Here is a 12796-nt window from a genome sequence, read left to right as displayed (position 1 = left end):
AATTTATGTTGTTTAATTAAGTTACTAAACCCTATCACTAATTATTTTGTTGGAATAGGCGCAAACTTCGTTAAGTTAATGCCTTCCACAGCAGCTTTATATTCTTCAATATTCGGAATCCGGCCCAAAATCGCTGAAAGAACAACAACCGGAGTTGATGCTAATAAAGACTCCCCTTTTTTACCATCTCTGTCTTCAACGACACGTCCTTGGAATAAACGGGTTGACGTAGCCATTACCGTGTCACCTTTAGCTGCTTTCTCCTGGTTACCCATACAAAGGTTACAACCAGGACGCTCCAAATACATAATATTCTCGTATTCAGTACGCGCAGTACTTTTTGGTAAAGCATCGCTAAATTCAAATCCAGAGTACTTTTGTAAGAATTCCCAATCGCCTTCCGCTTTTAGCTCATCAATGATATTGTATGTTGGCGCTGCAACGACCAAAGGCGCTTCAAACGTAACAACACCTTTTTGCTGTTCAATATTTTTCAACATCTTCGATACGATCTTCAAATCGTCTTTGTGAACCATACAAGAACCGACGAAACCTAAGTCCACCTTTTTGTTTCCACCATAGTAAGAAAGATCGCGAATTGTATCGTGTGTATAACGTTTCGAAACATCTGCATTATTCACATCCGGGTCGGCAATCATCGGTTCTTCGATAATATCCAGATCAATAACAACTTCAGCGTAATATTTCGCATTGGTGTCTGGAGTTAAAGCAGGCTTAGTACCAGATTTAATTTCCTCAATACGTTTGTTCGCTTTGTCAATTAAGCCCTGCAAAACATTGTTTTTGTTTTCCATGCCTTTATCGATCATAATCTGGATACGGTTTTTAGCGATTTCCAATGATTCGATCAGCGTATTATCCTGTGAAATACAAATAGAAGCTTTCGCTTTCATTTCTGCAGTCCAGTCTGTAAAAGTAAATGCCTGATCCGCTAAAAGCGTACCGATATGAACCTCAATAATTCGACCTTGGAACACATTTTCACCGGCAAACTGTTGCAACATCTGCGCTTGTGTCGCATGAACCACATCACGGAAATCCATGTGTTCTTTCATACTGCCTTTAAACGTAACTTTGACCGATTCAGGGATTGGCATAGAAGCTTCACCTGTCGCTAAAGCTAGCGCCACCGTACCGGAGTCAGCACCAAAAGCAACACCTTTAGACATACGGGTATGTGAATCACCTCCGATAATGATTGCCCACTCATCGATGGTAATATCATTTAATACCTTATGAATAACGTCTGTCATCGAATGATACACCCCTTGAGGGTCGCGTGCAGTGATCAATCCAAAATCATTCATAAATTTCATCAATTTAGGAATATTGGCTTGTGCTTTTTTATCCCATACCGATGCAGTATGACAACCTGATTGATAAGCCCCATCTACTGTAGGTGAAATTACAGTAGCAGCCATTGCTTCTAACTCCTGCGCAGTCATCAAACCTGTCGTATCTTGCGAGCCAACGATATTCACCTTCACACGCACGTCAGAACCAGCATGTAATACCTTACCTGGCGTTACACCTACCGCATTTTTATTGAAGATTTTCTCCACTGCCGTTAGACCCTGGCCTTCAATTGTAATTTCTTTTGAAGGGGCAAATACTGCTGGCGCTTGAATACCTAAAGTTTCCGCTGCAAAAGTTTGGATCTTTTTACCAAAGACAATAGCATAAGAACCACCTGCTTTAATAAATTCCATTTTTTGAGGAGTCAAAGCTTTCGAAATATCGATTAGCTCCTGCTCGCCGTTATATAATTTTTTAGTCTTGGTATTAATTGTTAAGACAGTACCAGTAGCAACAGAATAAGCTTCTTCAAGAATTGGCTCGTTTTTCTCATTACGGATTACGTTACCATTTTCATCCACTTTCTTCACCCAGTTTTTAAGGTCTATACCGATACCTCCGGTTACGTCCACTGTTGTCAAGAAAATTGGTGAGATACCATTCGTACCACCAACAATTGGTGCAATGTTGACAAAAGGAACGTAAGGGCTCGCTTGTTTACCGGTCCATAGTGCAACGTTGTTTACACCCGACATACGAGATGACCCCACTCCCATTGTTCCTTTCTCAGCAATTAACATAACGCTTTTACCAGGGTGTTGCGCCTGTAATTCAACGATCTGTTGCTGTGCTTCAGGTGTGATCATACATTTTCCATGTAATTCACGATCAGAACGCGAGTGTGCCTGGTTACCTGGCGACAATAAATCTGTCGAGATATCACCTTCACCAGCGATAAAAGTAACCACTTGAATTTCCTCAGCAACCTCAGGCAGTTTCGTAAAAAACTCTGCTTTTGCATAGCTTTCTAAAATATCTTTCGCAACTTCATTGCCTTGCTCAAAAGCTTCTTTCAAACGAGCAGTATCTGCGTCGTATAAGAAAACTTGTGTTTTAAGAACCTCAGCCGCCTGTTTTGCAATAGCTAGGTCTGTGCCCAAAGCCAGGTCCAATAAGACCCTGATCGAAGGACCACCCTTCATATGTGACAACAATTCAAAAGCAAAATCAGGTGTAATTTCAGCAACAACTGATTGACCCAAAATAATTTCCTTCAGAAATTGTGCTTTAACACCCGCTGCAGGCGTAGTACCCGGCAACGTGTTGTAAATAAACAATCTTAAAGATTCAGCTCTATTTTCATTGTTTAAATCTTTAATCTGAGCAATTACCTCACTTAGTAATTCTGCTCCATCAATAGGCTTAGGATGTAATCCTTGGCCTTCTCGTTCTACAACCTCTTGTACGTAATCGTTGTAAATACTCATAGATATCTATCTTTCTATTTTATGGGCAGCATAAAAACACATTATCTTTCTACGCCACCATGTCTGTTATATAATTAAGCTAATACGCCATCTATCGGGTCCCCCTAACAAATCACAAATTAACCCTTCCACTTCATGTTTTGAAGTTGATTCATTTGTCGTAAATCAACTTGTATGACTAATTACAAAAATAGTGAAAATCCAACTTTAAACGCATGCATTCCATTTATTTAAATCAATTTGGAATTGTTCTAAACAGAACTTATGCAATCCCGCCATCTTTCTTTGCAATCCACTATTTTGCATTTATTTCTTTCAAAAAAAAAGGTGATTTATATTATCAAATCACCTTTTCCTTTTATATACTTTCTACAGTTATATCAATGTCTTTTAATGCTTTCACAGTTTCCAAAGGATCTGTCGCGTTGAAGACAAATGAACCTGCCACCAGCACATCTGCTCCCGCTTTCAATAACTGTGCTGCATTCGCAGTCGTTACACCCCCATCGATTTCAATCAGCAGTCCATCATTCACGCCTTGTGCCATCGCCCTTAGTTCCTGCACCTTGGCGTAGGTATTCGGAATAAATTTCTGACCACCGAACCCTGGATTAACAGACATGATACACACCAAGTCTAAATCTGCAAGAACATCTTTTAATAGAGCAACCGGTGTATGTGGATTCAATGCGACACCAGCTTTACATCCCAATTCTTTTATAGCAGCTATTGTACGATGCAAATGTGTACATGCTTCGTAGTGCACTGTAATGATCTCAGCACCCGAATCTTTACATACTTGCAGATAACGATCGGGGTCAACAATCATCAAATGTACATCCAAAGGTTTAGCAGCATGTTTTGCAATAGCCTGCATAACTGGAAATCCAAAAGAGATATTTGGAACGAAAACCCCGTCCATAATATCAATATGAAACCAATCTGCCTCACTGTTGTTTACCATGACGATATCATCGTATAATTTTGCAAAGTCTGCAGCAAGAACGGATGGTGCAATTAGATGTGATTTTGTTGACATGTTGTATTTTTTTTGCAAAGATAACAAGTATTTTTTGTTCATCACAGCATTTACCCGATTTAATACCTACAAACGACAATTGGCAGAAGCTGCAGAAAATAAATTATAACTACATTTGTATATTAACATTATATTAAAAATATAGCTCACAGTGGGAAGACTAAAAATAAAGTACAAAAGAGAATTAAATACAACGGAGAACCTCGTCCGAAAAATTGGATTAATACTTATCACTATTATTCTGATCTGTATATTCCTTCCCAAACAGCCTCGTTTTCGCTATGAATTCCAAAAGGGAAAAGTATGGAATCATGAGAATCTGATATCACCTTATAATTTTGCCATATTAAAAACGCAGGAAGAATTGAATGCGGACAAGAAAAGTATCTTGAACACGATTCAACCGATTTATAATGCCAATACGACGACAAGCAAAGAGCAAATTGATCAGTTCAATACCGATCTGGCCGAAAAATGGCAAAGCAGCAAGCTGGATACAACACATGAGAATATTGCGGATTATAGAAATGCCGGCAATGCCATCTTAAGCCATCTCTATGGCAAAGGCATCCTTTCATTGAACAATCGGTTTCAGAACCGCAGCAATGACAAATCTCCAGCTTCCAAGCATTACAATTTCACACTGATCCAGGACAAAGTTGCCAGTCAAAAAAACACGGCTGACTGTTACACCATCGAAAGCTCTTATGGGTATATGGATGAGATCATGCCCAAATTGACCAAAATAAAACAAAAGAGCTGGCTCGAGGAGACTTTAAAAAACTATATTACCATTAACTATATTTATAACGACCAGCAGACGGAAGCCTTGGAACAGAATGCCATTGCTAATATTTCAGCGACACGGGGTGTAGTCCAAAAAGGCGAACTGATCGCCGAAAAAGAAAAAATAATTTCCAATGAAACTTACCAGAAACTCGAATCGCTCCGGAAGGTATACGAAGATGAAGGCAAGATCAGTGGTAATCAAAATTATGTGACATTAGGGCAATTTCTAATCATCTCGCTCGCCCTTTCAATTCTAATGGTTTTCCTTTTTCTTTTCCGCAAGGACATCTATTTCAACAACAGATTGCTGGTCATTATCATGATTGTCATTATAGGTATGCTCGGCGTCCTATCCTGGGCCATTAAAATCAAGATACCGAATCTCTATTATATGCCGTTTTGTGCCGTCCCCATTATTATTCGTATTCTATTTGATACGCGTGTGGCGCTAAATATCCATCTGTTGATGGTGCTGCTGGCGGGTCTTTTTGTACCAAATAGTTTTGAGTTTGTCTTCCTGCAATTTATGGCGGGCATCGTTGCGATCTATAGTATTAAAACATTGGTCAAACGGGAGCAGCTGTTCATTTCCTCGGCTATCATCCTCGGCACCTATTGGATTGCTTATATCGGCTTGGTCGTCACAAGAAACGGATCAATAGACACCATTTACTGGTCTGACCTTCTTCCCTTTTTCGTAAGCGTCATGATCACCTTATTGGCTTATCCGATGATCTATGCATTCGAAAAGTTGTTTGGCATTGTCTCTGATCTCACACTCATGGAACTTACCAATAGTAATTCCAAATTATTGCGGGAACTTTCTTTTAAAGCTCCGGGAACCTTTCAGCACTCCCTACAGGTGGCTAATCTAGCGGAAGCCGCTATCTACAAAATCGGCGGGAATCCACTGTTGGTCCGCGCCGGAGCCCTATACCACGATATCGGAAAATTGACAAACCCTCAATTTTTCATCGAGAATCAGAAGACAGAAAAAAATCCGCATGACGAGCTTTCACCGGAACAAAGTGCGCAGATTATTATATCACATGTCATCAAAGGGGTCGATATTGCCAAAAAACATCAATTGCCCGACGTGATCCTTGATTTTATCCGCACACACCACGGAACGACGCGTGTTGACTATTTTTATAACGTTTTTGTCAAGAACAATCCCGACAAACTGGTGGATGAGTCTTTATTTACCTACCCCGGCCCTATTCCTTTTTCAAAGGAAACAGCCGTACTCATGATGGCAGATTCGGTCGAAGCCGCATCCCGTGCGTTAAAAGAACCATCGGAAGAGTCTATCAATAATCTTGTCGATAAGATTATTGAACATAAATTGATGCGGGGACAGTTCAATAATAGTAACATTACGCTAAAAGATATCACCGAATCGGCAGTTATTTTTAAGGCAATGCTCAAAAGCATCTACCATGTTCGGGTAGATTACGATTTAAGCAAAAAAACAATGTAATTTTAATTGTCAAACAACAAATTGAATTTCAAACGCTTATTGCAACGTTACATTTTTTTTGCATTTTTTTTATTATTTAGACTTTGCAGAATCAAATAATTGCCTTATGTTTGCAATGTCAAAACGAGGAAGGGTGCCTGAGTGGCCGAAAGGAACAGTTTGCTAAACTGTCGTACTGGAAACGGTACCGCGGGTTCGAATCCCGCCTCTTCCGCAGACAACAGCGCTTTCAGAGAAATCAGAAAGCGCTTTTTTTTGTTTCTGGCGCCAAGGCAGCACCAAAAACAGCACCTTGTTTAAAACCCAGCAGAAAGCGGTTCATGAGAACAAGACAGTTCAAGAACACCTATAAAATTTAGCTATCGAATCCTACTCTTCACACGGTCCATCGTAATCCGTGCAATTTTTAAAACAATTGAAAAAAATGTTTTAAATTCTCAAGCCAATTAGGGCTGACGTCCTCGGGTTGTGTTCGTATTGTGTTCGTACCACCTTCGGAGATGAACAATCTGGCGACAATTATTGACCTAATTCCGACCAGATAATTCCTGTACAGAGTCTGGTCGGAATCAGGTCAGCATTTGTACAATATCTGTATCGCATCCGAATAAGGTACGAAGCAGGTACGAACAAAAGGCAAGTTACATTCCTGAACATCGTTGTACAGTCTTTAGGCCCCAATAAGTATTGCAAATATTTTATCAATTTATTACATTGTGTTTGATTTTCATAACGCTATTAGATTGTTAAAAGCAATTTGTTCAACTTTGGCAATATGAAACAGCTTAAAAGAACAGGTCATCTACAAATTCCCTTCGGTACGCTCGAACTTGTACTCCTGACAGATGGTTATTTTACATTAGAAACATTACAGCCTACCCTTGCCCCAAAAATACCGTCTCAACTAGTCGAAATGGAACTGCAAAGGCTTTCACTTTCAACAAAGATCTACCAAGCACCCATCATCATCATGCTGATTAAACAACAGAATCGATACATACTCATTGATACTGGTGAGGGACATTATGACACCGACAAAGCCGGAAATTTAATGGAAAGTCTGCTTTTAGCGAATATTGACTGTAATAAGATAACAGATATTCTCATTACGCACGCACATCGCGACCATATCGGTGGCATATTGGATTCCGATGGTTCACCCAATTATCCAAACGCAACATACTACATGGCTAAACCCGAATTTGAGTTCTGGATGTCAGATCGTCCTGATTTTTCGAAGAGCGAAAATCCAGAAATTGCTCAAGCTAGCATCGATTTAATACGAAAAACACTCGTTGCTATTGAGGTCAAATTACAGCTATTTGAACCGGGCGATCAACTATTTTCTTGCATTCATACAGAATCAGCAGCTGGGCATACCCCAGGCCATATCATCTATACAATAAAATCCGACAACAGAGCAATTACAAATCTTGTCGATCTGATACATTCACCGATCCTAGTTTCCCAGCCTCATTGGGGAACTCAATGGGATATTGACTTCCATCGTGCTGTGGATACACGGATAAAAATACTTGATCGCTGTTATCAAGAACAGACACTTGTGCTCGCATCTCATATGCCTTGGCCGGGGATAGGCTTCATTGGTAGAAAAAACAACGGTAAAGAATTGGAGTGGATTCCTAAAAACAGCATTAACTAAAATCTCTTTTCCAAAAGACACACAGCAGACAAATAATCTCCTTCAATTCCTTAAATATTCAAAATGCTCTCTTTCATAATTTTTGTTTTCATCATATCCAATTTTTTGTAGCAAATGACATTCTCAAGGATTATAAAATATCGTTTCTGGCACTATACAAAAAAATACCTGAAACCAGTGATAAGGGGTATGGGGCAATTCAGCTATTTTTGTAGGAAAGAAGAGTGAAAAATGAAAAAGTTAATTGGATGCTATTTAATTATTTTAAGCATCGGACCACTTTGCTTAAAAGCGCAGGAAAATTTAAAGTTTGACGATAATTTCAACGTTTGGAACATACAAAAAGGCCAGTCAGCAACTGTTTTTGCAGCCAAAGCTTACGTCCGTGCTCACCCCAGTCTAAAGGCAGCAATCGTAGATTCTTTATCCGTCGGAAATGTCGTTACGATCAATAGTAATCCCATCAAAGGAAATACACTAAAAAATTTTTATGCTCCTTGGTATGAGATAAGTTATTCCGACGGTAACAGCAAAAAGAATGGATTTATTTGGCTTGGACTATTAGCGCTCGGAAAACAGACCGCATCAGACGGCTCGCAATATATTTACGGTTTTGAACGTTTCACCAAAGGTATCAACGAACAGGAACAGGATCATTTCTCAACCGGGGTAAAACTTATCGACGCAAATGGAAATTTTCTAGCTGAACACACCTTCCCTTTCGCCTATTCAGAACAAACCTTCTCCCAAAGTAAATTGCTGCCTGCAATGGGGCTGCAAAATGTCAAACACATTATTCGCATCGAATTTCTGGGCGAAGCTTGTGGCATACCCTCTGAATATAACTATGTGGCCTGGACGGGACGGCAGCTGGTTGATCTTCCTAGCCGATATTCGGTTAGTGATGCTGGTGTGTTCTATTACGATGAAAAGNNCTTTTCATCGTAATAGAACACGGAAAAAATAATCAGATTATCTATAAATACATTGAAGAGGGAGAAGTTATCGACGATAATGCGGAAAATCCAAATTTTAGGGTCACAAAAAAGAGTGAAGAATTTCTATGGAACGGCATTGGCTTTGAAAAGCTTTCGAAAGCTAAATAGTATTTTAAACAGATTTCAATATACTGAATACATACAAGAATTAATAAATGGAAGAAAAGAATATATATGATTTGTTCTACAGCGGACAACTAGACCTCTTTATTATTGAAGGAGAAAATCAACTACGACAAAACGATCAAGATGTGACGCTTTGGACACACCTCGCCATCGCCTACCACGATCAGCTATTTTATGAGGGCCACGAAGCTATTTTCGATGTGATTCAGGAAAAAATGATTCCCTATTTTCAAAAAGCATTGGCCATCGAACCTAATAATGAAACGACTCTATATCATATACTGAATTATGTTTTAGACAATCAAGCAACACTAGCGCAAATTGGTCGACCAAAATCCCATATTACCGAAGACAATAAAGGTTTATTTATCGAATATGCAAAAAAATTAATCGCTTCCCCGAATATGTCCGGATATGGTCACAATTATTTAACCAATATCTACGAAGGACTCCAGGATGATACAGCGTTGCTCCCAGCTTTGGAGGCGAGTATTGATTTCGTTAAAGAAACATTCAAGGATGAACGAGAAACCTCTGATCATAATTTTTCCATCTTTTGGATAAAGAAAATATATCTGCTCGACCGTACAAAACAGATCAACACATCCAATATTTTAGCTTTAATGGAAGCAGATTTTAAGCATTTCATCAGCAGCAACGAAATGAATTATGTGGATCTTGCTGAAATTGCTTACGAAAACAAAGCAATCGACCTAGCATTGCATATTTTACTTAAGCTCATCAAAGGGGAAAACTCAGCCGTGCATATCCATCAGGAGCTGGTTAAATGGCATACTCGATTTGAAGAATTGATTGCCGAGGGGTATGAGCACCCTGAGGTCTTCTACTATCAGCTTATCATTGAGCGTAATTACTCGGAAGAAATCGGAATCCCCCTTGACTATTATTATCTCCATGCACTCAAATTGATCGACGCCTATCCTGACTCTTACGTCGGTTACCATTTTGCGGCAGCCTATCTCTATGACGAGGGACAGTATGCTGCTGCTATTCCATATCTGACTATGGTAGGCGAACGGAAATGGAACGCAACATCCTGGCGACGTCTAGTTGAATGCACTTTTAAAGCCAATGGAAAAGTTTACGATCAGGTCCCTACTTTCAATGACCTTCCCCGTGAATGTTACAATGAAGCTGTTATGCTATCTGATTTCATTCACTCCCTGGACAACTTAACCGCAGTCGATCAGTCTGCACTACAATTGCTCGTCCTCGGACTTTACCGTCAAGCCTACGACGCCTTCAAGGACTATTTTGAACAAAATAAATACGAAAGTGACTATTTTGGAGGCAGTCACAATAGGGCCATGAATTGCAATAATCTAGCTTTAGCTTATAAAGAAGCCGGTGAATTGGAAACCTGTTACGCTATCGCAACCGAAGGATTAAGCTATTCCGACTTTGAAGAACTTCATTTCACCCGAGCCGATACCTTGTCAGCCTTGGAAGATTACGTACGTCTCGAGCAAGTACTTCAACAGTACTTTGACACCTATCAGATCTCGTTGGAAGCCACTCTTGCGCAGCAAGAATTTACTTCGGAAGAAGACGAAGAGGACGAAGAAACGGAGTCTGCCATATTTCCTCCTTGTTACCGCATGCTTATGCATCAAATCGACGTCGAATATCAACTGGGTCGTACAGCGGACATTCAATCCCGGGCGCAACAGCTTCTGGAGTTTATTTACAAATTCTATATTGATCATCCCAATTTAGACGAATATCACTACCGTGACTTTGAAGCGTCAAAGAATGGGATCGAGCATATTATCTATCAGATAACCGAACAGGATAATTTAGCGCAACGCATCTCTTATTACGAACAAATGGCTAAACAATATCCACACGAGGCCCAGCCTCAATATGTGTTGATGCAGCTATATAATGAAAAGAGCAACTACAAAGCCATGAACATCGCTGCGCAGCAATATCTTAAAAATAAACCGGAATTTATTATCGACAATTTCGACAAGGCAAAAACACTCTATCTCATCATTAAAAGCCATTATTACCTTATGGAATTTAGTGCAGGTAAGGAAACATTCCAAAAGCATGATAACTGGGTCCAATCGATCATGGAGCCTAATGACTATGTTCTTTGGTTAAAATTCGGCATTGAACTTTTGGCCGAAAACGGAGCTATAAACGAAGTAGATAAATACGTCAAAGTTTTCAACGGTATTTATGCCCAACACGATTGGGGTTATGACGATGACGTCGAATCGGTTAAATTAGCAGAAGCACATGTGAACTATAAAACTGGGAATCTGAAAAAAGCACACAGCTTACTTGATGAAGTGCTTTCCTATTCGGATCACTCTCCTCTGGCTGATGAATATAAACGTACCTGGAAAAAGCCAGGCTTCTTCTCTGGTTTTAAATTTTAAGTACTTCTTTTGCTTAAAAAAAGAAAGAATTCCAAGCGTCGCTCCATGTTATTCGGCCCTCAGAACCCAAATAACATGGAGCGAATAAAAAAGTCCTTAATGCAAAAAAAAGTTAAAAAGGAAGCAGATTCTGCCCAAAACGACTATATTTGAACTGACATGGCAATTAAGCGACTTATACTACTTTTTTTAACCTTAGGTTTTCTGTTAAGTGCACCCGGCGCTTTTGCCTGCCATAAAATGAATGCACACAGCAGTCACACCCAAGATGATGCTACCACTGACAAAAAGGACCATTGTTGTGCAAAATTTAAATCTTCCAAAAAAAAGGCTTTCTGTAAACATCATAAAGCCTGTAAAAATTGTAATTGTCAATGTGCTTATAGTTGTACGATTTTGGCAATTTCCAACCCTCTTGAAAAAGGTCATGAGCTTTGCGGTATAGCCATCAAAAAAAATTATAAACCCATAGCGCCAACATTTATTTCTGAAGGATATTTCTGTCCCTGGGTTCCGCCAAAAATAAGTTAATTCTCGTATTGATCATTTATCAATCATTTTTGATTACTTATTTTTATATATTCTTTTATCCAATCATATGAAAATCCAACACTATATCATAACAGGGGCTTTAGTGCTATCCTCTTTGACAAACTATGCACAAGACAACAACACCGTGAACAACAATGTTAAAATTGCCGGGAACTGCGGTATGTGTAAAAAAACAATAGAAAATGCAGGAGCCGCCGCTCAGGCGAAAGTTGAATGGAATGAAGACAACCAAACAGCGACAATAGCCTATGATGCAAAGAAAACGTCCTTAGATGCTGTATTGAAAAGTATCGCTGGAGCAGGCTACGACAATGAAAAATACCTTGCTGCCGAAGACACCTATGCTAAGCTACACACTTGCTGTCAATACGAAAGGAATTTAGCTCCTCCAGCTTCAGACGCCCCCCAAGATGCAACCATTGCAGCGGTAGCTTCAGTAGATAACATCAGCAACGCAAGCAATTTTCAAAAGATCTATGACCAATATTTTCTGCTTAAAGATGCGCTTGTAGCAGCGGATGGTAAACGAGCTGCAGGCCTCGCAAACGATCTTGCCGATGCTATCGCCAAGGTCAAAACTGCTGATCTAACGCAAGCGGAACAGAACGTCTGGAAAACCAAAACAGCATCACTCAAAGCCATTGTAAAGAGCCTACAACAGGCCAAGGATATCAGCAAACAACGAGAATCCTTCGCAATTTTGTCAGAAGATATCTATAGTTTGTCCAAAAACTCAAAACCATCTTCTGCTGTTTATTATCAAAAGTGCCCGATGTTTAACAAAGGTAAAGGTGCCACTTGGTTAAGCCGTCATAAAGAAATCAAAAACCCTTACTATGGCGCACAGATGCTAACCTGTGGTAGCACAGTTCAAACGCTTTAACCAATAACGTCAGTTAATCGACTCTTAAAAGGTTTATCTCGTCGGGAGATAAAC

7 protein-coding genes and 1 tRNA gene are annotated in these 12796 nt (G+C 39.6%); 6 read left to right on the top strand and 2 right to left on the bottom strand.

What is annotated here, in order from left to right; translation table 11 throughout:
* Nucleotides 1-41 precede the first annotated feature (41 nt).
* Together B3P16_RS17085 and rpe are read right to left on the bottom strand one after the other, a co-directional pair.
* Nucleotides 42-2804, bottom strand: a complete 2763-nt coding sequence (locus tag B3P16_RS17085; RefSeq protein ID WP_286752066.1) for a bifunctional aconitate hydratase 2/2-methylisocitrate dehydratase — start codon at nt 2802-2804, stop codon at nt 42-44.
* A 358-nt stretch (nt 2805-3162) separates the two neighbouring features.
* Complete coding sequence (gene rpe / locus B3P16_RS17080; RefSeq protein ID WP_286843660.1) at nt 3163-3843, bottom strand: ribulose-phosphate 3-epimerase; 681 nt, start codon at nt 3841-3843, stop codon at nt 3163-3165.
* Between the two features lie 151 nt (nt 3844-3994).
* Here rpe and B3P16_RS17075 point away from each other — a divergent pair, with 151 nt between their 5' ends.
* From B3P16_RS17075 to B3P16_RS17050, 6 genes are all read left to right on the top strand, one after another.
* Nucleotides 3995-6112 (top strand): HD family phosphohydrolase, encoded by a 2118-nt coding sequence (locus B3P16_RS17075; RefSeq protein WP_046672874.1) that lies wholly within the window; start codon nt 3995-3997, stop codon nt 6110-6112.
* 127 nt (nt 6113-6239) lie between these two features.
* Nucleotides 6240-6326, top strand: a tRNA-Ser gene (locus B3P16_RS17070).
* 561 nt (nt 6327-6887) lie between these two features.
* Entirely contained in the window at nt 6888-7775 is an 888-nt protein-coding gene (locus tag B3P16_RS17065; RefSeq protein WP_286843659.1) for an MBL fold metallo-hydrolase, read from the top strand.
* 1153 nt (nt 7776-8928) lie between these two features.
* Nucleotides 8929-11307, top strand: coding sequence for a hypothetical protein (locus B3P16_RS17060; protein ID WP_286843658.1), 2379 nt, complete (start codon nt 8929-8931; stop codon nt 11305-11307).
* A gap of 159 nt (nt 11308-11466) precedes the next feature.
* Nucleotides 11467-11838, top strand: a complete 372-nt coding sequence (locus B3P16_RS17055) for a hypothetical protein (RefSeq protein ID WP_112376367.1) — start codon at nt 11467-11469, stop codon at nt 11836-11838.
* A gap of 67 nt (nt 11839-11905) precedes the next feature.
* Nucleotides 11906-12742 carry a DUF3347 domain-containing protein gene (locus B3P16_RS17050; protein ID WP_286843657.1) on the top strand — a complete coding sequence of 279 codons (837 nt, stop codon included), beginning with the start codon at nt 11906-11908 and terminating at the stop codon, nt 12740-12742.
* The last annotated feature ends 54 nt before the right edge of the window (nt 12743-12796 follow it).

It is taken from the genome of Sphingobacterium sp. UBA7631, from assembly GCF_002483935.1.
Classification (GTDB): domain Bacteria; phylum Bacteroidota; class Bacteroidia; order Sphingobacteriales; family Sphingobacteriaceae; genus Sphingobacterium; species Sphingobacterium multivorum.
The sequence above is the reverse complement of the archived record's forward strand: the minus strand, read 5'-3'. Positions and strand labels throughout refer to the sequence as shown.

What these genes read in the sequence shown, in the direction of transcription:
- B3P16_RS17085 (WP_286752066.1), bottom strand. Translation starts at nt 2,804, where the DNA reads ATGAGTATTTACAACGATTACGTACAAGAGGTTGTAGAACGAGAAGGC.
- rpe (WP_286843660.1), bottom strand. Translation starts at nt 3,843, where the DNA reads ATGTCAACAAAATCACATCTAATTGCACCATCCGTTCTTGCTGCAGAC.
- B3P16_RS17065 (WP_286843659.1), top strand. Translation starts at nt 6,888, where the DNA reads ATGAAACAGCTTAAAAGAACAGGTCATCTACAAATTCCCTTCGGTACG.
- B3P16_RS17060 (WP_286843658.1), top strand. Translation starts at nt 8,929, where the DNA reads ATGGAAGAAAAGAATATATATGATTTGTTCTACAGCGGACAACTAGAC.
- B3P16_RS17055 (WP_112376367.1), top strand. Translation starts at nt 11,467, where the DNA reads ATGGCAATTAAGCGACTTATACTACTTTTTTTAACCTTAGGTTTTCTG.
- B3P16_RS17050 (WP_286843657.1), top strand. Translation starts at nt 11,906, where the DNA reads ATGAAAATCCAACACTATATCATAACAGGGGCTTTAGTGCTATCCTCT.